This window comes from Citrobacter amalonaticus, from assembly GCF_037053465.1.
GTDB classification, from domain to species: Bacteria; Pseudomonadota; Gammaproteobacteria; order Enterobacterales; family Enterobacteriaceae; genus Citrobacter_A; species Citrobacter_A amalonaticus_H.
Genome location: NZ_JBALIF010000003.1, coordinates 391,008 through 413,673, shown reverse-complemented (window position 1 = coordinate 413,673; position 22,666 = coordinate 391,008). Strand labels below are relative to the sequence as shown.

General features: G+C 53.5%; 27 protein-coding genes. 20 read left to right on the top strand and 7 right to left on the bottom strand.

Translation table 11 applies throughout. The features are described 5' to 3' along the window. Positions 1-35: 35 nt before the first annotated feature. The 3 genes from WB371_RS07470 to WB371_RS07460 all read right to left on the bottom strand — a co-directional run bounded on the left by WB371_RS07470 (position 36) and on the right by WB371_RS07460 (position 1,347). Positions 36-566: a YbjP/YqhG family protein gene (locus WB371_RS07470; RefSeq protein WP_336219506.1), complete on the bottom strand. Its 531-nt coding sequence runs from the start codon at positions 564-566 to the stop codon at positions 36-38. Continuing rightward, positions 566-934, bottom strand: a complete 369-nt coding sequence (locus WB371_RS07465; protein WP_336219505.1) for a hypothetical protein — start codon at positions 932-934, stop codon at positions 566-568. The genes WB371_RS07470 and WB371_RS07465 overlap by 1 nt, the downstream gene beginning before the upstream one ends. A gap of 152 nt (positions 935-1,086) precedes the next feature. Continuing rightward, positions 1,087-1,347 (bottom strand): helix-turn-helix domain-containing protein, encoded by a 261-nt coding sequence (locus WB371_RS07460; RefSeq protein WP_336219443.1) that lies wholly within the window; start codon positions 1,345-1,347, stop codon positions 1,087-1,089. Between the two features lie 170 nt (positions 1,348-1,517). Between WB371_RS07460 and WB371_RS07455 the strand changes: the two genes are divergently transcribed. Together WB371_RS07455 and WB371_RS07450 are read left to right on the top strand one after the other, a co-directional pair. Further along, positions 1,518-1,892, top strand: coding sequence for a hypothetical protein (locus WB371_RS07455; RefSeq protein WP_336219504.1), 375 nt, complete (start codon positions 1,518-1,520; stop codon positions 1,890-1,892). A gap of 176 nt (positions 1,893-2,068) precedes the next feature. After that, entirely contained in the window at positions 2,069-3,247 is a 1,179-nt protein-coding gene (locus tag WB371_RS07450) for an MFS transporter (protein WP_336219442.1), read from the top strand. On the opposite strand, the gene flk is transcribed toward WB371_RS07450, so the two are convergent. Then, on the bottom strand, positions 3,244-4,245 hold the full coding sequence (flk, locus tag WB371_RS07445) for a flagella biosynthesis regulator Flk (RefSeq protein ID WP_336219503.1): 1,002 nt from the start codon (positions 4,243-4,245) through the stop codon (positions 3,244-3,246). The two genes, WB371_RS07450 and flk, sit on opposite strands and share 4 nt — an antisense overlap. Positions 4,246-4,348: 103 nt before the next feature. On the opposite strand from flk, the gene pdxB reads away from it, so the two are divergent. From pdxB to hisP, 15 genes are all read left to right on the top strand, one after another. Further along, complete coding sequence (gene pdxB / locus WB371_RS07440) at positions 4,349-5,485, top strand: 4-phosphoerythronate dehydrogenase PdxB (protein WP_336219441.1); 1,137 nt, start codon at positions 4,349-4,351, stop codon at positions 5,483-5,485. 65 nt (positions 5,486-5,550) lie between these two features. Beyond that, positions 5,551-6,564: an aspartate-semialdehyde dehydrogenase gene (locus tag WB371_RS07435; protein WP_336219440.1), complete on the top strand. Its 1,014-nt coding sequence runs from the start codon at positions 5,551-5,553 to the stop codon at positions 6,562-6,564. Beyond that, positions 6,564-7,376 (top strand): tRNA pseudouridine(38-40) synthase TruA, encoded by an 813-nt coding sequence (gene truA, locus WB371_RS07430; RefSeq protein WP_336219439.1) that lies wholly within the window; start codon positions 6,564-6,566, stop codon positions 7,374-7,376. Before WB371_RS07435 ends, truA begins: the two co-directional genes overlap by 1 nt. 24 nt (positions 7,377-7,400) lie before the next feature. After that, entirely contained in the window at positions 7,401-8,060 is a 660-nt protein-coding gene (locus WB371_RS07425; RefSeq protein WP_336219438.1) for a DedA family protein, read from the top strand. A 153-nt stretch (positions 8,061-8,213) separates the two neighbouring features. Then, the gene (gene accD, locus WB371_RS07420; protein WP_336219437.1) at positions 8,214-9,128 is read left to right on the top strand and encodes an acetyl-CoA carboxylase, carboxyltransferase subunit beta; all 915 of its coding nucleotides are present in this window, start codon (positions 8,214-8,216) and stop codon (positions 9,126-9,128) included. 68 nt (positions 9,129-9,196) lie between these two features. Next, positions 9,197-10,465: a bifunctional tetrahydrofolate synthase/dihydrofolate synthase gene (gene folC, locus WB371_RS07415; protein WP_336219502.1), complete on the top strand. Its 1,269-nt coding sequence runs from the start codon at positions 9,197-9,199 to the stop codon at positions 10,463-10,465. Continuing rightward, positions 10,455-11,138, top strand: coding sequence for a cell division protein DedD (gene dedD / locus WB371_RS07410; RefSeq protein WP_336219436.1), 684 nt, complete (start codon positions 10,455-10,457; stop codon positions 11,136-11,138). The genes folC and dedD overlap by 11 nt, the downstream gene beginning before the upstream one ends. Before the next feature lie 244 nt (positions 11,139-11,382). After that, positions 11,383-11,871, top strand: a complete 489-nt coding sequence (gene cvpA / locus WB371_RS07405; RefSeq protein ID WP_336219435.1) for a colicin V production protein — start codon at positions 11,383-11,385, stop codon at positions 11,869-11,871. Positions 11,872-11,904: 33 nt separating this feature from the next. After that, on the top strand, positions 11,905-13,422 hold the full coding sequence (purF, locus tag WB371_RS07400; protein WP_336219434.1) for an amidophosphoribosyltransferase: 1,518 nt from the start codon (positions 11,905-11,907) through the stop codon (positions 13,420-13,422). A gap of 94 nt (positions 13,423-13,516) precedes the next feature. Then, positions 13,517-14,086: a UbiX family flavin prenyltransferase gene (locus tag WB371_RS07395; RefSeq protein WP_336219433.1), complete on the top strand. Its 570-nt coding sequence runs from the start codon at positions 13,517-13,519 to the stop codon at positions 14,084-14,086. Positions 14,087-14,374: 288 nt separating this feature from the next. Further along, entirely contained in the window at positions 14,375-15,157 is a 783-nt protein-coding gene (argT, locus tag WB371_RS07390; protein WP_336219432.1) for a lysine/arginine/ornithine ABC transporter substrate-binding protein ArgT, read from the top strand. 246 nt (positions 15,158-15,403) lie between these two features. Then, positions 15,404-16,186, top strand: coding sequence for a histidine ABC transporter substrate-binding protein HisJ (gene hisJ, locus WB371_RS07385; RefSeq protein WP_336219431.1), 783 nt, complete (start codon positions 15,404-15,406; stop codon positions 16,184-16,186). A 183-nt stretch (positions 16,187-16,369) separates the two neighbouring features. Next, positions 16,370-17,056, top strand: coding sequence for a histidine ABC transporter permease HisQ (locus WB371_RS07380; protein ID WP_336219430.1), 687 nt, complete (start codon positions 16,370-16,372; stop codon positions 17,054-17,056). Next, positions 17,053-17,760, top strand: a complete 708-nt coding sequence (hisM, locus tag WB371_RS07375; RefSeq protein ID WP_336219429.1) for a histidine ABC transporter permease HisM — start codon at positions 17,053-17,055, stop codon at positions 17,758-17,760. The genes WB371_RS07380 and hisM overlap by 4 nt, the downstream gene beginning before the upstream one ends. 13 nt (positions 17,761-17,773) lie before the next feature. After that, a complete protein-coding gene (gene hisP / locus WB371_RS07370) occupies positions 17,774-18,547 on the top strand; it encodes a histidine ABC transporter ATP-binding protein HisP (protein ID WP_336219428.1) in 774 nt (257 codons plus the stop codon). A gap of 68 nt (positions 18,548-18,615) precedes the next feature. Here the strand turns inward: hisP and WB371_RS07365 are convergent, their stop codons facing one another. The 3 genes from WB371_RS07365 to folX all read right to left on the bottom strand — a co-directional run bounded on the left by WB371_RS07365 (position 18,616) and on the right by folX (position 20,477). Further along, entirely contained in the window at positions 18,616-19,131 is a 516-nt protein-coding gene (locus WB371_RS07365) for a GNAT family N-acetyltransferase (protein WP_336219427.1), read from the bottom strand. 69 nt (positions 19,132-19,200) lie between these two features. Beyond that, positions 19,201-20,094, bottom strand: coding sequence for a TIGR01777 family oxidoreductase (locus tag WB371_RS07360; protein WP_336219426.1), 894 nt, complete (start codon positions 20,092-20,094; stop codon positions 19,201-19,203). A 20-nt stretch (positions 20,095-20,114) separates the two neighbouring features. After that, entirely contained in the window at positions 20,115-20,477 is a 363-nt protein-coding gene (folX, locus tag WB371_RS07355; RefSeq protein WP_336219425.1) for a dihydroneopterin triphosphate 2'-epimerase, read from the bottom strand. Positions 20,478-20,786: 309 nt separating this feature from the next. On the opposite strand from folX, the gene yfcF reads away from it, so the two are divergent. The 3 genes from yfcF to yfcD are packed head-to-tail and all read left to right on the top strand — an operon-like array spanning position 20,787 to position 22,663. Continuing rightward, the gene (yfcF, locus tag WB371_RS07350; protein ID WP_336219424.1) at positions 20,787-21,431 is read left to right on the top strand and encodes a glutathione transferase; all 645 of its coding nucleotides are present in this window, start codon (positions 20,787-20,789) and stop codon (positions 21,429-21,431) included. A gap of 55 nt (positions 21,432-21,486) precedes the next feature. Then, the gene (gene yfcE, locus WB371_RS07345; protein ID WP_336219423.1) at positions 21,487-22,038 is read left to right on the top strand and encodes a phosphodiesterase; all 552 of its coding nucleotides are present in this window, start codon (positions 21,487-21,489) and stop codon (positions 22,036-22,038) included. Positions 22,039-22,096: 58 nt separating this feature from the next. After that, positions 22,097-22,663 (top strand): NUDIX hydrolase YfcD, encoded by a 567-nt coding sequence (yfcD, locus tag WB371_RS07340; protein WP_336219501.1) that lies wholly within the window; start codon positions 22,097-22,099, stop codon positions 22,661-22,663. Positions 22,664-22,666: the final 3 nt, after the last annotated feature.

Below are 22,666 nucleotides of genomic sequence, written 5' to 3'. Positions count from 1 at the left end.
TGGTTGACGAGAAAGGGAGCCAGACGGCTCCCTTTTTACTTTTTAAGCGGTTCGTTTTCTGCTGCGATTTCTGCAGACCACGCCCGGGCCTGGGCAATGGCACCCGCACTGTAGATGGGATGCTCAAAATGATTTCCGACATCCCTGACGCGATAGATTTTCCAGTGCTTTCCTTCCCGGCGCGTATAAACTTCCAGACGAATGGGGGGCTGGTCGACAGGACCGCCCAACTGGACCATCACTTTTTCGCCGCCGAGAAAGGGTTGCGGATGTCCAACCTGTAATTGTGGAATCCATTCTGGCGCATAATCCTGCACATACATAAAGTAGTCTGAGTCCACAATCTCTTGCTCATAATAGCTATCAATCAACGTCAGACGATCGATAACCTCTTTTGCAACATAGCGTTGCAGTAATCCTGCTGTTTCATGGGGCTTATCCGGATTGACCGTAAATGTCTTCATCCATGAAAGATAGAATTGCTTCACGTCGTGAGAACTGTCTTGCGAAGGGGCTGAACAACTGCACAGTAGCAGGATGAGTGGCAACAATAAGAAGGTTTTCATCATTTCTTCCTGTAAATGATATATGTCGGTTTTGCTGCCCGATAACCCGGTCCTGCCCACATGTCGCGCTGTCTGAAGTCTGAATACCACTCTGAACCGTCGAAAATCGCCATATGACCACTTGGATTTCCGCCGGCATAGGGTTGAATGACGATGACATCTCCCGCCTGAGGGGACTCAAAGGCACTTATCGCGCTAAATCCGGCACTCTTTAATATTGGACCGTAGTCTTTGGCGTGGTAGGTGCTGCCAAGAACTACACCTCCCGCCCGTATCGCTTTACGGGTAAATTCTGCACAGCGGCTTTGTGAATGTGTGCCCGCATGCGATTTTGCATAATTAGCAGCAGCTGTTTTATCCCAACTCATAATAACCTCTGTTAGTGAAACGCGTAAAAAATTACGAGAAGCATTAACAATATTTTCTCCGTCAGGCATAACCTTTAGTGCTATTGGTATCTACAATATGTTTCGCTAATTCATTTATTAATTCCGGTAAAGAATAAAACAAACAGAAAATATTAGTTTTTGTTATTCTCTGACGATTCAGGGGCAGAAACAGAGGGCATTTTGATATAACGGGTCGGCCATATTACGTCTGGCGTAGTTTCCAGCGCATCAGCGATAATCTGCTCGGCACGAGGCCAGCAGCGGGTAAAGACGTTCCGTAGCGAATCGGGTGACAAACCCGCCGCGCGTGAAAGATCCCTGAGCGTAATACCTCTTTTTTCTAGTGCACTTTTAATATCTGCACGATGCCAGTCTTGGCTTTTTTCTCTCATTCTGTAATCCTACGAAGATGTGTTATCGGCGCCGATATTTTTTATGGTTTTTATCATGGTGACAAAAGAAGGTGATTTTCTTTTGTCGGCTGAGCATTGCCAGAATAACCCTGAAATTTCGTGTAAGAAAGAAAAGTTATTTTTATTTCACTGGGGAAAGGAACGAAATGATGTCTAAAGAATGGCTCACGGTACAGGAATGTATTGGCCTACCGGGTTTTCCCGGTAGCATCCCCGCTGTTCGCAACCGGCTCAATATTCTGAGCGCAGGTAAAGAAGGCATTAAACGCAAGCGCAGTAAATCAAAGGCGTGGGAGTACCACATTTCAATTCTGCCCGTCTATGTTCGCCCATACGTTGTGGACAGCGATCCTGAATCAGTGCGGAATGAGGCATCGGCCTGGGAAGCGGAGCCGAAAGAGATTTGGGATATGATGTTCAGACTCCTGACGCCAGAACAACAGCAGCAGGTGACTTATCTGTTTGGCACAAAAGGGATTGGCGCGGTGCTACCTTCCCTCTTCGACAATAAACCCCACTATTGAGCGCACTGCATGGTTTGCGGTTGACAACTTTAGCCACTCACAGGCAGACTTCACCCCCAACATTATCATCACGATAATGCGTAAGCGTTCAACGTTATCCAACGCACCTTAATCCTGACAGTCAGGTGGAGGGGGCGTGGCTTTTCCTCGCCTTACTCTGCATTCTGGAGTAACGCATGACAGCAGTAACCCATAAAGAAAAAACATCTGCAGCAAACACATCGCTATTTCGCATCGCTTTCGCGGTTTTTTTGACCTACATGACGGTCGGACTGCCGCTGTCGGTGATCCCGCTTTTTGTTCACCAGGAACTGGGTTATGGCAATACCCTGGTCGGTATCGCGGTGGGGATCCAGTTTCTGGCAACGGTTCTCACGCGCGGCTATGCCGGGCGGCTCGCCGATCAATACGGTGCCAAGCGCTCCGCGCTGCAGGGAATGTTTGCCTGCGCGCTGGCGGGCGGCGCGTGGTTGCTGGCGGCTTTATTACCTGTTTCCGCGCCGATCAAATTCGCGTTATTGATTATCGGACGCCTGATACTTGGCTTTGGTGAAAGCCAGTTGTTGACGGGAACCCTGACCTGGGGGCTGGGCCTGGTCGGTCCTGCGCGTTCCGGAAAGGTGATGTCGTGGAACGGTATGGCGATTTATGGCGCGCTGGCGGCAGGTGCGCCGCTCGGGTTGCTGATCCACAGCCATTTTGGTTTTGCCACACTGGCAGGTACGACCATAGCGCTTCCGCTGCTGGCCTGGGCATTTAACGGCACGGTACGGAAAGTTCCGGCTCATGCCGGAGAGCGCCCCTCTTTGTGGAGCGTGGTGGGGCTTATCTGGAAACCTGGTCTGGGTCTCGCGTTGCAGGGCGTAGGATTCGCCGTCATCGGCACCTTTATTTCACTCTACTTTGCCAGTAACGGCTGGGCGATGGCGGGTTTCACGCTGACGGCATTCGGCGGGGCATTTGTCCTGATGCGCGTGCTGTTTGGCTGGATGCCGGATCGCTTCGGTGGGATGAAAGTGGCTATCGCTTCGCTGTTAGTGGAAACCCTTGGGCTGGGACTGCTCTGGCTGGCGCCGACCGCCTGGTTTGCTTTACTCGGTGCGGCACTAACCGGAGCGGGCTGTTCGCTCATTTTCCCGGCGCTGGGGGTTGAAGTGGTAAAACGCGTGCCTTCTCAGGTTCGCGGGACGGCACTGGGGGGATACGCCGCATTCCAGGATATCTCATACGCCGTTACCGGCCCGTTGGCAGGACTGCTTGCCACGTCCTGTGGCTATCCGTCCGTATTTCTTGCCGGCGCGATTTCTGCGGTGACAGGGATTCTGGTAACGCTGCTGTCGTTTCGCCGGGTCTAAATAACCAGCCAGAAAATCAGTAGTGCGACAACCAGTGCGATAAACAGCAGCCCAGGGCGCGCGGAGAACGAGCGGAGCGTTTCGATAACCGGCGCAAAGGGGCTGTAGATTGGCTGAATATGACGCGGTTCACTCAATTCGCGATCGCGTTCAACCCGGCGCAGAAAGATCTGATTCAGCAGATCCTGCACCTGCGCAGTTGTCAGCACCGTTTGCGCCTGGATCTGGTATGTCTGCTGGGCGTACTCTTTCAGGCCTGCCAGTTCGTCCGCTTCCAGCGGCTGCTTGAGCGCTGTTTGCAGTGATTGCAACGTTGGGGCGTGTTGCAGACTCAACGTCTGGCGCGCCTGTAGCCAGGTGACCAGATGGGTGAAATGCTTTGCCGGAATCAGCTCACCGCTTTTCACGCCGGAAAGTTCCAGCATCGATTGCCAGATAAGCTTGCCGGATTCCCCCGTCGCGGCGGCCAGTCTGGTCACCAGTTGATTTAACGTATTATGTTCGGCAGGCAACAAAGGGCGGTCGGTCGCCGGGCGCTGTTGCGGCTGCGGAATCGACAACTGTCCCTGTTGCAACAGCGTCAGTACGTTTTTGAGCTGCTCTGGCGTCAGTTGGCTGAGCGCCGTCTGCGCGTAATTCTGGCGAATAAAATCGCTGACCGCCTGGCGGTTATTGCCCAGATTCAGCAGTTCCGTAAGCTGTGACAGCACCTGGCGGTTGGCATGGTTTTGCTGGGCCACACCAAGGCGCTGGTTAAGGTTTTGCTCAGCGGCAGGGAAGTGGCGCGACAGAAGCGGTGTATCGCTTTTCACGCCGAGATCGTGCTTCATTCCGGCCCACACCTCCGCACTTTGCTGTTGCGTCAGTGAAATCAGGCGGGTTATCAGTCGTTCCAGTACGGTTCGCTGCTGTGTGGAGAGCGGCTGTTCGCCCGCAGAAGAGACGACAGGTTGCCCTTCATCGGGAGGGTGTGCCGGAGTACCGGAAATGGGTTGCATCATCACTTATCCTTAAAGCATCAATCTTAGCAAAGTATGCCTGGCGGCCAGATTATGGCACACTTGCCCGGTTAACTCTCGTTCTCAAACAGGTACGACAGACGTGAAAATTCTCGTTGATGAAAATATGCCTTACGCCCGCGAATTGTTTAGTCGTTTGGGGGAGGTAAAAGCGGTTCCCGGACGCCCTATCCCCGTCGCTGAACTGGATGACGCTGACGCTCTGATGGTGCGATCCGTTACCAAAGTGAATGCATCTTTGCTGGACGGGAAGCCCATCAAATTTGTCGGCACCGCGACAGCCGGAACCGATCACGTAGATGACGCCTGGCTTAAGCAGGCGGGAATTGGATTTTCAGCGGCCCCCGGATGTAATGCCATCGCGGTGGTGGAGTATGTGTTCTCCTCGTTGTTGATGCTGGCGGAGCGCGATGGGTTCACGCTTCGCGATCGTACTGTCGGGATTGTCGGCGTGGGTAACGTAGGCGGTCGTCTACAGGCGCGGCTGGAGGCATTGGGGATCCGCACGCTATTGTGCGATCCGCCGCGCGCGGATCGTGGGGACGAAGGGGATTTCCGTTCCCTTGATGAACTGGTACAGGAAGCCGATATCCTGACCTTCCATACGCCGCTGTTTAAGGACGGTCCTTACAGGACATTGCATCTCGCTGATGATGCGCTGATTAGCCGCCTGAAGCCCGGTACAATTCTGATTAATGCCTGCCGTGGCGCGGTGGTTGATAATACCGCGCTGCTGGCGCGTCTTAACGCCGGACAGGATTTGAGCGTTGTGCTGGATGTCTGGGAAGGCGAACCGGATCTGAACATTGAACTGCTGAACCTGGTCGATATCGGTACGCCGCACATCGCTGGCTACACGCTGGAGGGCAAGGCTCGCGGAACCACACAGGTTTTTGAAGCCTGGAGCGCGTTTATTGGCCGCGAACAGCACGTTGCTCTGGACACCTTACTGCCCGCGCCGGAATTTGGTCGCATTACGCTACACGGCGCGTTAGATCAGCCGACGCTGAAAAGACTGGTGCATTTAGTGTATGATGTGCGCCGCGACGATGCGCCATTGCGCCGCGTCGCCGGTATACCGGGTGAGTTCGATTCGTTGCGTAAAAACTATCTTGAGCGTCGCGAATGGTCCTCGTTGTACGTGATGTGCGACGACGCGGATGCGGCGACGTTACTGTGTAAACTGGGTTTTAACGCCGTTCATCACCCGGCACGTTAATGTCTTCTTAATGCTCCCTGACGAATAATCGGCGGGGAGCTTATGCTTTTCTGGAGTAAACCACCATGTCTGAAGGCTGGAATATTGCCGTCCTCGGCGCGACGGGCGCCGTTGGCGAAGCGCTGCTTGAAACCCTGGCTGAACGTCAGTTTCCGGTGGGGGAAATTTATGCGCTGGCGCGTCCTGAAAGCGCAGGCGAACATCTGCGCTTTGGTGGAAAGTCCGTCATCGTGCAGGATGCGGCGGAATTCGACTGGACTCAGGCGCAACTGGCCTTTTTCGTGGCGGGCGTTGAAGCGACCGCGGCCTGGGTTGACGAGGCGACGAACGCAGGTTGTCTGGTGATTGATTCCAGCGGACTGTTCTCGCTGGAACCGGATGTGCCGCTGGTGGTTCCGGAAGTGAACCCGTTTGTGCTGGCAGACTATCGCAACCGTAATGTGATTTCCGTACCCAACAGCCTGACCAGCCAGTTGCTGGCGGCGCTGAAACCGCTTATCGATCAGGGCGGACTTTCTCGCATCAGCGTGACCAGCCTGCTTTCGGCTTCAGCGCATGGTAAAAAAGCCGTCGACGCCCTCGCCGGACAGAGCGCAAAACTGCTCAACGGTATTCCTATTGATGAAGACGACTTCTTTGGTCGTCAACTGGCGTTCAACATGTTGCCGTTGTTACCGGATCGTGAAGGCAGCGTGCGTGAAGAACGGCGAATCGTCGATGAGGTACGTAAAATCATGCAGGATGACGGGCTGATGATCTCCGCCAGTTGCGTACAGTCGCCGGTGTTTTATGGTCATGCGCAGATGGTTGCTTTTGAAGCGCTGCGTCCGCTCGCCGCCGAAGAAGCGCGTGAAGCTTTTGCACGTGGCGAAGACATTGTGTTGTCTGAAGAGAGCGAATTCCCGACACAGGTAGGTGACGCGTCCGGTAATACGCAGTTGTCTGTGGGCTGTGTGCGTAATGATTACGGTATGCCGGAACAGGTTCAGTTCTGGTCCGTTGCCGATAACGTGCGCTTTGGCGGCGCGCTGATGGCGGTGAAAATTGCGGAAAAACTGGTGCAGGAGTACCTGTACTGATGTCTGACCAGCAACAACCGCCCGTCTATAAAATTGCGCTGGGCATTGAGTATGATGGCAGCAAATATTATGGCTGGCAGCGTCAGAATGAAGTGCGTAGCGTGCAGGAAAAGCTGGAAAAGGCGCTCTCGCAGGTTGCCAACGAACCGATTAACGTTTTTTGCGCGGGTCGTACGGATGCCGGTGTTCATGGGACCGGGCAGGTTGTGCATTTCGACACCACCGCGCAGCGTAAAGATGCGGCATGGACATTGGGTGTAAATGCGAATTTGCCTGGTGACATTGCGGTGCGATGGGTGAAAGCTGTTCCCGACGATTTTCACGCGCGGTTTAGCGCTACGGCTCGCCGATACCGCTACATCATCTACAATCATCGGCTGCGTCCGGCGATATTAGGTAAAGGGGTGACCCACTATTATGAGCCGCTGGATGCTGAGCGGATGCACCGTGCGGCGCAGTGCCTTATCGGTGAGAATGACTTTACGTCGTTTCGCGCCGTGCAGTGCCAGTCACGCACGCCGTGGCGTAACGTGATGCATATTACTGTGTCACGTCATGGCGCTTATGTGGTGGTCGATATCAAAGCAAATGCCTTTGTTCATCATATGGTCAGGAATATTGTTGGCAGCCTGATGGAAGTAGGTGCCCACAACCAGCCGGAGAGCTGGATAGCAGAGCTGTTAGCAGCAAAGGACAGAACGCTCGCAGCGGCAACGGCGAAGGCCGAAGGGCTGTATCTGGTTGCGGTGGATTACCCTGAACGGTTTGACCTCCCGCAAACGCCCATGGGGCCGCTCTTTCTGGCGGACTAATTTGAGTCGTATAAAGGCATAAATATGGACCTGATATATTTTCTCATCGATTTTATCCTGCACATTGATGTGCACCTGGCGGAGCTGGTCGCAGAGTATGGCGTCTGGGTCTACGCGATTTTGTTCCTGATTTTGTTTTGCGAAACCGGACTGGTGGTGACGCCGTTTTTGCCAGGCGATTCCCTGCTGTTTGTTGCTGGCGCGCTGGCGTCACTGGGCACCAACGATCTTAATGTGCATGTGATGGTGGTGCTGATGCTGATCGCTGCCATTGTGGGCGATGCTGTGAACTACACGATTGGGCGGCTGTTCGGCGAGAAACTGTTCAGTAACCCGAACTCAAAAATTTTCCGGCGCAGCTACCTGGATAAAACCCACCAGTTTTATGAAAAACACGGTGGCAAAACTATTATTCTTGCCCGTTTCGTCCCGATCGTCAGAACCTTTGCGCCGTTCGTCGCGGGAATGGGGCATATGTCCTATCGTCATTTTGCCGCGTATAACGTAATTGGCGCACTGCTGTGGGTTCTGCTCTTTACTTATGCAGGCTACTTCTTCGGGACGATTCCGATGATCCAGAACAACCTTAAGTTGCTGATTGTCGGGATTATTGTGGTATCGATCCTGCCAGGCGTTGTGGAAATTATTCGCCATAAACGCGCTGCGTCACGTGTAACAAAATAGAAACTAACTGGGCGGTTCGACCACTTTTTTATCCAAAGTTTCGGGCTGTTATGTTTTAATGTGCAACATTCATGGTCTGTGGGATGCAAAGGTGGCATTATTCGCTCCCACAGCAAAACTGGAACACACCAGGTTCAGGCAGAAAGGTCATAAATGAGCTGGATTGAACGAATTAAAAGCAACATTACTCCCACCCGTAAGGCAAGCATTCCTGAAGGGGTGTGGACTAAGTGTGATAGCTGCGGTCAGGTTTTATACCGTGCTGAGCTGGAACGTAATCTTGAGGTCTGTCCGAAGTGTGATCATCACATGCGTATGACGGCGCGTAATCGCCTGCATAGCCTGTTAGATGAAGGTTCTCTTGTGGAACTGGGTAGCGAACTTGAGCCGAAAGATGTGTTGAAGTTCCGTGACTCCAAGAAATACAAAGATCGTCTGGCTTCCGCGCAAAAGGAAACCGGTGAGAAAGATGCGCTGGTGGTGATGAAAGGTACGCTTCATGGCATGCCGGTTGTCGCAGCGGCCTTTGAGTTCGCTTTCATGGGCGGCTCCATGGGGTCTGTGGTTGGCGCGCGTTTTGTGCGTGCCGTTGAACAGGCGCTGGAAGATAACTGCCCGCTGGTGTGTTTCTCTGCCTCCGGCGGCGCTCGTATGCAGGAAGCGCTGATGTCGCTGATGCAGATGGCGAAAACCTCCGCCGCGCTGGCAAAAATGCAGGAACGTGGTCTGCCGTACATCTCCGTGTTGACTGACCCGACCATGGGCGGCGTCTCTGCAAGTTTTGCCATGCTGGGCGATCTCAACATTGCTGAACCGAAAGCGCTGATCGGCTTTGCGGGACCGCGTGTTATCGAGCAAACCGTACGTGAGAAACTGCCGCCGGGATTCCAGCGCAGTGAATTCCTGATTGAAAAAGGCGCTATCGATATGATCGTCCGCCGTCCGGAGATGCGCCTGAAACTGGCAAGCATTCTGGCGAAGCTGATGAATCTGCCGGCGCCAAATCCGGATGCCCCGCGTGAAGGCGTGGTGGTGCCGCCGGTGCCGGATCAGGAACCCGAGGCCTGATAACTGAAAAGGGCAGGGCCACAGGCGCTGCCCTTTTGCTTTCTCAACGTTACGAATTTACGGGCATCATGGATAACAAGCGCATTCCTAAAGCCGCGTCGCCCCTGGCCTCGTGGCTTTCTTATCTGGAAAACCTCCACGCAAAAGCAATTGATCTTGGCCTTGAACGTGTCAGCCGGGTGGCGTCACGACTGGGCATTCTGAGACCTGCGCCGTTTGTTTTCACCGTGGCGGGAACCAACGGCAAAGGCACCACCTGCCGGACGCTTGAGGCGGTATTGACGGCGGCGGGATATAAAGTGGGTGTCTATAGTTCGCCGCATCTGGTGCGTTACACTGAGCGCGTGCGCGTGCAGGGTAAGGAATTGCCGGAATCCGCCCATACGGAGTCCTTTGCGGAAATTGAAGCTGCGCGCGGTGACATTTCACTGACCTATTTTGAATACGGCACGCTGTCTGCGCTGTGGTTGTTTAAACAGGCGCATCTGGATGTGGTGATTCTGGAAGTGGGCCTGGGCGGACGGCTGGATGCGACCAATATCGTTGATGCCAATGTCGCGGTGATCACCAGCATTGCGCTTGACCATACTGACTGGCTGGGGCCGGATCGCGAAAGCATTGGCCGGGAAAAGGCGGGGATCTTTCGGGCAGAGAAACCGGCAGTGGTCGGCGAACCGGAAATGCCGTATACCATCGCTGATGTGGCACTGGAGAAAGGGGCGCGTTTACAACGTCGCGGTGTAGACTGGCGGTTTTCGGTGACGGCGACGGGCTGGTCATTTAGCGACAGCCACGGCACACTGACTGATTTGCCGCTGCCACAGGTGCCGCAGCCTAACGCGGCAACCGCGCTGGCAGCACTGCGCGCCAGCGGTCTGACCGTCAGTGAGCAGGCCATTCGCGACGGCATTGCCCAGGCGATTTTACCCGGACGTTTTCAGATTGTGAGCGAGTCACCGCGCGTGATCCTCGATGTCGCACATAATCCGCATGCGGCGGAATATCTGACCGGACGGTTGAAAATGTTGCCGAAAAAGGGGCGCGTTCTTGCCGTTATCGGTATGCTACATGATAAGGATATTGCGGGAACGTTGGCCTGGTTGAAAAGCGTGGTCGACGACTGGTATTGTGCTCCGCTGGAAGGCCCTCGGGGTGCTACGGCAGAACAACTGCTGGAACATCTGGTTAAAGGCAGTGTCTATGACAGTGTCGCGCTGGCATGGCATGCTGCTCTGGCAGACGCGAAACCGGAAGACACCGTACTGGTGTGTGGGTCATTTCACACAGTTGCACATGTCATGGAAGTGATGGACGCGGGGAGAAGCGGTGGCGAGTAAGTTTCAGAATCGTTTAGTTGGCACCATTGTGCTGGTCGCGCTGGGCGTGATTGTGCTGCCCGGGCTGCTCGACGGACAGAAAAAACATTATCAGGACGAATTCGCGGCGATCCCACTGGTGCCGAAACCGGGCGATCGTGATGAACCGGATATGATGCCTGCGGCAACACAGGCGCTACCGACTCAACCGCCAGAAGGGGCGGCGGAGGAGGTGCGTGCGGGGGATGCGGCGGCGCCGTCATTGGATCCGTCTCGTTATGCATCAACCACTAATCCTGAACTTGATCCGACGCCAGCGCCGGTAGAACAACCCAAACCGAAACCGGTAGAAAAGCCGAAGCCGCAGCCGAAGCCACAGCCACAACCGCAAGTTGAGGCGGCGCCTGCACCTGCGCCAAAACCGGCGGAGGAAGAGAAACCGGCCCCGACGGGGAAAGCTTACGTGGTCCAGCTCGGTGCGCTGAAGAATGCCGATAAGGTCAATGAGATCGTGGGTAAACTTCGTGGTGCGGGCTTCCGGGTATATACTTCTCCGTCAACGCCTGTGCAGGGTAAAATCACCCGCATTCTTGTCGGACCGGACGCGTCGCGCGACAAGCTGAAGAGTTCGCTGGGTGAGTTGCAGCAGATCTCCGGATTGAGCGGAGTGGTGATGGGGTACAGCCCGAACTAAGGTGCAGTTTGCCGCCTGATGGCGCTGCGAGTATCTGGTTCGCAGGGGCATCATCGCAGGTCGGATAAGGCATTTATACTGCCATCCGGCAATGCCCGAAGAGGCAAAAAACAGGATGGCGTTGAATATTTTTTCAGCGCCATTTTTATTTACGCGCGGGAAGGAAATCCCTACGCAAACGTTTTCTTTTTCTGTTAGAATGCGCCCCGAACAGGACGACAGGGCGTAAAATCGTGGGACATATATGGTCTGGATTGATTACGCCATTATCGCGGTGATTGGTTTTTCCTGTCTGGTTAGCCTGATCCGTGGCTTTGTTCGTGAAGCGTTATCGTTGGTGACATGGGGTTGTGCTTTCTTTGTCGCCAGCCATTACTACACTTACCTGTCTGTCTGGTTTTCGGGCTTTGAAGACGAACTGGTTCGAAACGGGATTGCCATCGCGGTGCTGTTTATCGCGACGCTTATCGTTGGCGCTATCGTGAACTACGTGGTAGGACAACTGGTGGAGAGAACCGGTCTGTCAGGTACCGATAGGGTTCTGGGGGTCTGTTTCGGGGCTCTGCGTGGTGTGTTGATTGTCGCTGCCATTCTGTTCTTTCTCGATACCTTTACTGGCCTTTCGAAAAGTGAAGACTGGAGTAAGTCACAGTTGATCCCAGAGTTCAGTTTCATCATCAGATGGTTCTTTGACTATCTGCAAAGCTCGTCAAGTTTCTTGCCCAGGGCGTAAGCCCTGAGATGTGGCTTAACGAGGAAAAGACGTATGTGCGGTATTGTCGGTATCGCCGGTGTTATGCCGGTTAACCAGTCGATTTATGACGCCTTAACAGTGCTCCAGCATCGGGGTCAGGATGCCGCAGGCATCATTACTATCGATGCAAACAACTGCTTCCGTTTGCGTAAGGCCAACGGTCTGGTGAGCGATGTATTTGAAGCGCGCCATATGCAGCGTATGCAAGGTAACATGGGCATCGGTCATGTGCGTTACCCAACGGCTGGCAGCTCCAGCGCCTCAGAAGCTCAACCTTTCTACGTCAACTCCCCGTATGGCATCACGCTTGCCCACAACGGCAACCTGACCAATGCTCACGAGCTGCGTAAAAAGCTGTTTGAAGAAAAGCGCCGCCACATCAATACCACCTCCGATTCTGAGATTTTGCTCAACATCTTCGCCAGCGAGCTGGATAACTTCCGCCACTATCCGCTGGAAGCAGACAACATTTTTGCCGCGATTGCCGCGACTAACCGTCAGATCCGTGGCGCGTACGCTTGCGTGGCGATGATCATCGGTCACGGGATGGTGGCTTTCCGCGATCCGCACGGGATTCGTCCGCTGGTGCTGGGTAAGCGCGATATTGGTGACGGTCGTACCGAATATATGGTGGCGTCTGAGAGCGTTGCGCTGGATACGCTGGGCTTTGAGTTCCTGCGTGACGTGGCACCTGGTGAAGCGGTCTATATCACTGAAAAAGGGCAGTTGTTCACCCGCCAGTGTGCAGAAAATCCGGTCAGCAATCCGTGTCTGTTCGAGTATGTTTACTTCGCGCGTCCGGATTCCTTCATCGACAAGATTTCCGTTTACAGCGCCCGTGTGAATATGGGAACAAAGCTGGGCGAAAAAATTGCCCGCGAATGGGAAGACCTGGATATTGACGTCGTCATCCCAATCCCGGAAACCTCCTGCGATATCGCGCTGGAAATCGCCCGCATCCTCGGTAAACCGTACCGTCAGGGGTTTGTGAAAAACCGCTATGTCGGCCGTACTTTTATCATGCCAGGACAACAGTTGCGCCGTAAGTCCGTGCGCCGCAAGCTCAACGCGAACCGCGCAGAGTTCCGTGATAAAAACGTTCTGCTGGTGGATGACTCTATCGTGCGCGGCACAACGTCCGAACAAATCATCGAGATGGCGCGCGAAGCGGGGGCGAAGAAGGTCTATCTGGCCTCAGCAGCGCCGGAAATTCGCTTCCCGAACGTTTACGGCATCGATATGCCTACCGCCAATGAGCTGATCGCACACGGTCGTGAAGTTGACGAAATTCGCCAGATCATCGGCGCAGACGGTCTTATCTTCCAGGATCTGAACGATCTGATCGATGCGGTACGCGCCGAGAACCCGGATATTCAGCAATTTGAATGCTCGGTCTTCAACGGCGTCTATGTCACGAAAGATGTCGACCAGCAGTATCTCGATTTCCTCGACTCTTTGCGTAATGACGATGCCAAAGCGGTTCAGTTGCAAAACGAAGTAGAAAACCTCGAGATGCACAACGAAGGGTAATTCTCTCCAGCCAGGGGGCGAATCCTGCCCCCTGCTTGCAACTCCCCACAAAATCCTGCAAAGTCAGCCCAGAAGTCAGACAGGGCGAAAAATCATGAAACGACTCATAGTAGGGCTTAGCGGTGCCAGCGGTGCCATTTACGGCGTGCGACTGTTACAGGTTTTGCGCGACGTAGCGGATGTGGAAACACATTTAATCATGAGTCAGGCCGCCCGCCAGACGCTCTCTCTGGAGACCGATTTCTCTGTGCGCGATGTCCAGTCTCTGGCCGATGTGACGCATGATGCGCGGGATATTGCCGCCAGCATATCCTCAGGCTCATTTCAGACTGCGGGCATGGTGATCCTGCCGTGCTCAATCAAAACCCTTTCCGGTATCGTGCACAGTTACACCGATGGCTTGTTGACCCGGGCGGCGGACGTGGTGTTGAAAGAACGCCGTCCGCTGGTGCTCTGCGTTAGGGAAACACCGCTTCATTTAGGGCATTTGCGTTTAATGGCTCAGGCGGCTGAACTGGGCGCGGTGATTATGCCGCCGGTTCCGGCGTTTTATCATCGTCCTGAGACGCTAGATGACGTGATAAATCAAACGGTTAACCGTGTTATCGACCAGTTTGATATAACCTTACCGCAGGACCTTTTCACGCGCTGGCAGGGAGCATAACGTTGCTCCGTCAGCGTGCCGTTTTGTATCGATTGCCCTGTTTCAGGGCAATTTTGTAACCGCGATCATATCCTCAACATTTAATTCGCTAAATCCCTTCGAAACGCTGCGGTTCATCCGAGAGACCTGCTATCTTCAACATTAGGACATTATTGCAACGTTTTATTAACATATTTAACGTCAAATATTCAGGGCGACGTGAAGATGGCATAAGACCTGCATGAAGAAGCCTGCAAACACACAACACAACGTAAAACATAATAAAGTCATTCCACTTGAGGGTTATGTATGAAGAAGTCAATTCTCGCTCTGTCATTGCTGATAGGTCTTTCTGCTACCGCATCCAGCTATGCAGCGCTGCCGGAAACGGTGCGCATTGGTACGGACACCACCTACGCACCGTTCTCTTCGAAAGACGCCAAAGGCGATTTCGTCGGTTTTGACATCGACCTGGGTAATGAGATGTGTAAGCGCATGCAGGTGAAATGTACCTGGGTCGCCAGTGATTTTGACGCGCTGATCCCCTCACTTAAAGCGAAGAAAATTGATGCCATTATCTCATCGCTCTCCATTACCGATAAACGCCAGCAGGAAATCGCATTCTCCGACAAGCTGTACGCGGCAGACTCGCGTTTAATCGCGGCGAAAGGCTCACCTGTTCAGCCCACGCTGGACGGCCTGAAAGGTAAGCATGTTGGCGTGCTGCAAGGCTCTACTCAGGAAGCGTATGCCAATGATACCTGGCGCAGCAAAGGCGTGGATGTTGTGGCTTACGCCAACCAGGATCTGATCTATTCCGACCTGACTGCAGGGCGTCTTGATGCGGCACTGCAGGATGAGGTCGCTGCCAGCGAAGGGTTCCTCAAGCAACCGGCAGGGAAGGATTACGCGTTTGCCGGTCCTTCCGTTAAAGATAAAAAGTATTTTGGCGATGGCACCGGAGTTGGCTTACGTAAAGACGATACCGAACTGAAAGCTGCGTTTGATAAAGCGCTGGCCGATCTGCGTAAAGACGGTACCTACGACAAAATGGCGAAAAAGTACTTCAACTTTAACGTCTACGGTGACTAAGACTGCTGAATGGGGTTCGGATTGCACCGACACGGTTCGCCGTGGCGGTGCAGTAGGGGTGAAATGCGCCTTTATGGTGCATTGGTTTACCGGTAATAGTTAGAAATGCATATTTAAGCGATTTATATGCAAGTTAAACCGGTTTGCAGGGTAGAATACTTTGCCTTATCGACCCGATTAATGGCACGATAACTCTACCTGGTCCTGTAAAGATCCCCTATAAAAGACAGTCTGTTGAGGATAGTTATGAAAAAACTGGTGTTATCTCTTTCTTTGGTGCTGGCGTTCTCCAGTGCTACCGCAGCATTTGCGGCTGTTCCGCAAAAAATTCGTATCGGTACCGATCCGACCTATGCCCCGTTTGAGTCAAAGAATGCGCAGGGTGAGCTGGTGGGTTTTGATATCGATCTGGCGAAAGAATTGTGCAAACGCATCAATACACAATGTACCTTCATCGAGAACCCACTGGACGCGCTGATCCCATCATTAAAAGCGAAAAAAATCGACGCCATCATGTCCTCGCTTTCCATTACCGAAAAGCGCCAGCAGGAAATCGCCTTCACTGACAAACTGTATGCAGCCGATTCCCGTCTCGTTGTGGCGAAATCTTCGGATATTCAGCCGACCGTGGAGTCGCTGAAAGGCAAACGTGTTGGTGTGTTGCAGGGCACCACCCAGGAGACGTTTGGTAATGAACACTGGGCGCCGAAAGGCATTGAGATCGTCTCCTATCAGGGCCAGGACAATATCTATTCTGATCTGACTGCCGGGCGTATCGATGCGGCATTCCAGGATGAAGTGGCAGCAAGCGAAGGCTTCCTGAAACAACCCGTTGGCAAAGACTACAAATTCGGCGGCCCGTCAGTAAAAGACGAGAAACTGTTCGGAGTAGGGACCGGTATGGGCCTGCGCAAAGAGGATAACGAACTGCGCGAAGCCCTGAACAAAGCGTTTGCAGAAATGCGCGCGGACGGCACTTACGAGAAGCTGGCGAAAAAGTACTTTGATTTTGATGTTTATGGCGGCTAATCACCGCAGGTGCAGATAAAGCCCGAAGATGTTTGATCGACTTCTTACCTGATGGCGGCTGCGCCTTATCAGGCCTACGACGAAAGCTTGTAGGCCTGGTAAGCGAAGCGCCATCAGGCATAGAGTGACGAGAAAAATATCAAAAGAGGCTTCTAACTCGCCACTCACGACAGGACAGGCAGCATGTTGTACGGGTTTTCAGGAGTTATTTTACAGGGCGCAATTGTCACACTGGAACTGGCGCTCAGTTCCGTGGTACTGGCCGTTCTGATAGGTCTCGTCGGGGCGGGCGCTAAGCTCTCGCAAAACCGCGTGACAGGGCTTATTTTCGAAGGTTATACCACCCTTATTCGCGGGGTGCCGGATCTGGTACTGATGCTGCTGATTTTTTACGGTCTGCAGATTGCGCTCAATACGGTAACTGACGCGGCAGGCATCAGCCAGATTGATATCGATCCGATGGTCGCGGGGATCATTACGCTCGGTTTTATCTACGGCGCGTATTTCACGGAAACCTTCCGTGGTGCCTTTATGGCAGTGCCCAGAGGACATATTGAAGCCGCGACGGCCTTCGGTTTTACCTCCTCACAAACCTTTCGCCGTATTATGTTCCCGGCGATGATGCGCTACGCTCTGCCGGGCATTGGCAACAACTGGCAGGTGATCCTCAAAGCCACGGCGCTGGTTTCCCTGCTCGGTCTGGAAGATGTGGTGAAAGCCACACAGTTAGCAGGAAAAAGCACCTGGGAACCGTTCTATTTCGCGATCGTCTGCGGGCTTATCTATCTGGTGTTTACCACTGTTTCCAATGGTGTGCTGCTGTTCCTTGAGCGCCGCTACTCCGTCGGTGTGAAGAGGGCTGACCTGTGATCGAAATTATTCAGGAATACTGGAAATCCCTGCTGTGGACGGATGGCTACCGTTTTACCGGGGTAGCCATCACGCTGTGGCTGCTGATCTCCTCGGTGGTGATGGGCGGCCTTCTGGCGGTGATCCTGGCGATTGGTCGCGTTTCCAGCAATAAATTTATTCAGTTCCCGATCTGGCTGTTTACCTACATTTTTCGCGGGACGCCGCTGTACGTGCAACTGCTGGTGTTTTACTCAGGGATGTACACGCTGGAGATTGTGAAAGGCACCGATTTTCTCAATGCTTTCTTCCGTAGCGGTCTGAACTGTACCGTTCTGGCGCTGACGCTGAATACCTGCGCCTATACCACGGAGATTTTCGCTGGCGCCATTCGTTCGGTTCCGCACGGAGAGATTGAGGCGGCGCGGGCATATGGTTTCTCCTCCTTCAAACTTTATCGCTGCATAATCCTGCCTTCGGCGCTGCGTATCGCGTTACCTGCATACAGCAACGAAGTCATTTTGATGCTGCACTCTACGGCGCTGGCCTTTACCGCGACGGTTCCCGATCTGCTGAAAATTGCCCGTGATATTAACTCGGCGACCTATCAACCGTTTACCGCGTTTGGCATTGCCGCGGTGCTGTACTTAATCATATCGTATGTCCTGATAAGCCTTTTCCGCCGTGCGGAAAGACGGTGGTTGCAGCATGTTTCCTCTAAATAATTCGAGTAACACAATGTCTGAAAATAAATTAAACGTTATCGATTTGCACAAGCGCTATGGCGAACATGAAGTGCTGAAAGGGGTTTCACTGCAGGCTAACGCCGGCGATGTCATTAGTATTATCGGCTCCTCCGGCTCAGGAAAAAGTACGTTTCTGCGCTGCATAAACTTCCTCGAAAAACCGAGCGAAGGGTCGATTGTGGTCAACGGCCAGAATATCAATCTGGTGCGCGATAAAGACGGCCAGTTGAAGGTGGCGGATAAAAACCAGCTTCGTTTGCTGCGTACGCGCCTGACGATGGTGTTTCAGCACTTTAATCTGTGGAGCCATATGACGGTGCTGGAAAACGTCATGGAAGCGCCCGTTCAGGTTCTCGGACTGAGCAAACAGGAAGCCCGCGAGCGCGCCCTCAAATATCTGGCGAAAGTCGGAATTGATGAACGCGCCCTGGGCAAATATCCGGTGCATCTGTCAGGAGGACAGCAGCAGCGCGTGTCTATCGCGCGCGCGCTGGCAATGGAGCCGGAGGTGTTACTGTTTGATGAGCCGACGTCGGCGCTTGATCCTGAACTCGTCGGTGAAGTGCTGCGTATCATGCAACAACTGGCGGAAGAGGGGAAAACGATGGTGGTGGTGACCCATGAAATGGGGTTTGCCCGTCATGTTTCCAGCCATGTGATCTTCCTGCATCAGGGGAAAATCGAAGAAGAGGGGCATCCGGAACAACTCTTCGGTAACCCGCAAAGCCCGCGCCTGCAACAGTTCCTGAAAGGGTCGTTGAAATAATGGTTGTTTGTGGGCGGGATGTTTTCAGTTCGCAGGCCGGATGGCGGCGTAAGCGCCTTATCCGGCCTTCAGAACTCAAATTCCTTTTTCTCCAGACGGTATCCTAGGTCATCGTAGCGGATACCGTTGATCTCAAATACTTTCTTCAGCACCTGTGTGCGCACAAAACCGAGCTTTTCCAGCAGGCGCACCGAACCCTGATTTTCCGCCAGTACCCAGGCGTTGAGCGCCTCTACGCCAGCCTCCTGAAAAGCATACTGACAGACTGCTCTGACGGCTTCGCTGGCAATACCGCGGCCCTGAGCGGCTGGGATGAGGCAATAACCGATATCCGCCTCTTGCGGAAAATGAGGACTTATCTGTAAGCCAATATCACCCAGCGGCGTGGCGTCGTTATGCTGGCGGATGACAAAGGTATGTTTTGAAGCAAGACGTCGGGCAAACAATAAACGCGTTTCGCGTTCGGGGCAGAGGTTACCCATAAAACGCATAATGTCCGGATTTTCACGAAGCGCGAGGAAAAAGGGCCAGTCTGTGGGTTGAAACGGGGTTAGTGTCAGTCTTTCAGTTGTGAGTATTGCCATAACATCATCATTCCGGGGGCCAGTGAAACTACCTTACCACCGGAATGACGCGTGTAAACCGGGAAAATATTAGCGAACCACATCCGCCAGCGCTTCTTCAAGATCATACCAGCGAAAGGCGAATCCTGCGGCCTCCAGGCGTTTGGGCAGGGCGCGCTGCCCGCCCAGTACCAGCACCGACGACTCGCCCATCAACAGGCGAATGACGGTGGCAGGTACGCGAAGAATCGCGGGACGTTGCAGCGCATGCCCCAGCGCATGCGCAAACTGCTCATTGCGCACCGGGTAGGGGGAAACCATATTAAACGGACCGCGCAGGTCATTATCCAGTAACCAGAGGATGGCATTGACCATGTCATCGATGTGGATCCAGGCCAGATACTGACGACCATTACCGATTGGCCCCCCGAGCCCCAGGCGAAACGGCGGGATCATTTTTCCAAGGATACCGCCTTTAGGGGCGAGTACGACGCCAGTGCGTATCAGGCACACGCGGGTTTTCTCACTTTGCGCCTCGCAGGCAATTTGCTCCCATCGCGCGCACAGCTTGTGGGTAAATTCGTTATGCGGCGGTTCTTCCTCAGTGACGACAACCTCGCCCAGATCGCCGTAATACCCGGTGGCGGAACCGGAAATCAGCACTGACGGCGGGGTTTCGCTGGCATTAATGAGTTCCGCCAGTTTCTGCGTGATGCGCCAGCGACTCTGACACAGACGCTCTTTTTGCGCCGCGCTCCAGCGTTTGTCCGCGATTGGTTCACCCGCCAGGTTTATCACCGCATCAATACCGTCGAGGTCTTGTTTATCCTCCAGCGTATTCCATAGTGTGACCTGACTATCAAGCAGCTTTTGCGCCTTATCCAGGTTGCGCGTCAGAACGATGACCTGATGGCCCTGCGCTTGCAGACGTGGGACCAGGTGTCCTCCGATAAGGCCTGTTCCTCCGGTTACCAGTATCTTCATGCCGCCTCCCGTTATGGCCGTTAGCGCTGCCAGCTCAATGTCATCGAGACTGAATCGGCATAACGCAACGCGTGTAGTTTGTCGACTTCCACTTCAGCATAAGTGACCCAGTGATGTTCGCGTGCGATGTCGAGCACATCCTGAGTTAATTTTTCTAACAATGAGAAGCGGTTACTCTCCACGTGCTGAATGATATTTTTGGTGATCGTGCGGTAATTCAACGCATCGTTGATATCTTCGCTGACGCGAGCCTTGTCTGCCGGATAATGAATCGCGACGTTGATAACAATATCCTGTCGGTTGTTGATCTCTTCTTCTTTGATGCCGATAAATGTGCGCAACCGAAGGTTTTTTATACGAATTATAGCGTCATGATGTGACATTGCAGGTCTCCTCCATGTATGAACACTCGCATAATACACGAGAATCGCACCGCGTTACCCCTTCGCACTTTCAGGATTGCGCTGTGCCTGCATCAGCGCGCTCCGTGGCCGGACGATGGCGAATACGCGTAAACCAGTCTGGTGTTGTGGCGCAACAGAGGTCAATCATTTCAGCGCCAAAAAGCGTTGAGTGGAATTAGACAACCTCAAGTATAGAAAGCCTGTTGGCTTGTGTGAGTTTTCATCAGGTGACAGCGAACGAAAGACACTTTATGTTGTGAGAAAAGGTCACTTAACGATGAGGAAGCCATGAGTAAACCCAACATCACGCTTTGGTCTGACGCGAACTTTTTCTCTCCCTATGTGCTGTCAGCCTATGTCGCATTACAGGAAAAGGGGCTCCCGTTCACGCTGAAAACGGTCGATCTCGACAGTGGCGAACATTTACAGCCGGGCTGGCAGGGCTATTCGTTGACGCGTCGGGTGCCATTGCTTGAGATTGATGGTTTTGAACTGAGTGAGTCTTCTGCGATCGCGGAATATCTGGAAGACAGTTTTGCGCCGCCAACCTGGGAGCGAACCTATCCCCACGACCTGCAAAAGCGTGCCCGTGCGCGGCAGATTCAGGCGTGGATACGCAGTGATTTAATGCCCATTCGCGAGGAGCGTCCGACGGATGTTGTGTTTGGTGGGGTGAAAAAAGGGCCATTAAGCGATGCAGGGAAAGCCAGCGCGGAAAAATTGTTCGCCACGGCGGGGAATCTCCTTGCACATGGAATGCCGAATCTCTTTGGCGAATGGTGTCTGGCTGATACCGATTTGGCGCTGATGCTTAACCGCCTGGTACTTAATGGCGATGAGGTTCCCGAGCGGTTGGAGGAATATGCAGCGTTTCAATGGCAACGTGCGTCTGTCCAGCGTTTTATTGCGCTTTCGGCGAAGCGTTCGGGCTGATAACGGGTTGTTGATCCAGTATCATAATGAGGTTTTTGATGACACGGAGTATGTGATGAAACTGATGTTTGCATCCGACATTCACGGATCCTTGCCTGCGACTGAACGCATACTGGATCTCTTTTCCCGCAGCGGCGCCCGGTGGCTGGTGATACTGGGGGATATATTGAATCACGGGCCGCGCAATGCTTTACCCGAAGGTTACGCGCCTGCGCAGGTGGCTGAACGACTCAACGACTACGCCGCAAGCATTATTGCCGTGCGGGGAAACTGCGATAGTGAAGTGGATCAGATGCTGCTGCACTTTCCCATGACCGCTCCCTGGCAGCAGGTGTTGCTGGAAGATAATCGGCTGTTTCTGACGCACGGCCATCTCTTTGGGCCTGACAATTTACCCGCTCTGCGTGATGATGACGTGTTGATATATGGGCATACGCATCTTCCTGTGGCTGAAAAACGGGGCGGTATTTATCACTTCAATCCCGGGTCTGTGAGCATCCCCAAAGGGGGACACCAGGCAAGCTATGGCATGCTAAACGATAATGTAATGCGCGTAATCGCACTCAATGATCAAAGTCTTATTGCGCAGGTCACGATTAACTCGTAACTTACCCCCACAAATGTAAATGCGCCGTAAGAGCGCCAGAAAAATAGAAGGTTTCCTGATGGTGGAACAGCGTCATTTGGCAAGTACGGAATGGGTGGATATTGTGAATGAAGACAATGAAGTCATTGCGCAATCCAGCCGCGAACAGATGCGAGCACAGTGCCTGCGTCATCGTGCGACTTATATTGTGGTACACGATGGTATGGGCAAAATTCTGGTGCAGCGTCGTACCGAGACAAAAGACTTTTTACCCGGAATGTTAGATGCGACTGCCGGTGGCGTTGTCCAGGCTGACGAGCAGTTGCTGGATTCAGCGCGTCGTGAAGCGGAAGAAGAGCTGGGTATTGCGGGAGTTCCGTTCGCCGAACATGGACAGTTCTATTTTGAAGATGAAAACTGCCGCGTCTGGGGCGCGTTGTTCAGTTGCGTTTCACATGGTCCCTTCGCGTTGCAGGAAGAAGAGGTGAGCGAGGTCTGCTGGCTGACGCCGGAGGAGATCACCGCTCGCTGTGACGAGTTCACGCCGGATTCTCTGAAAGCGCTTGCGCTGTGGATGACCCGCAACGCCAAAAATGAATCGGCTAAGTCAGAGACACAGCAAGAGAAACAGGAAGAGGCTGAGTAAACA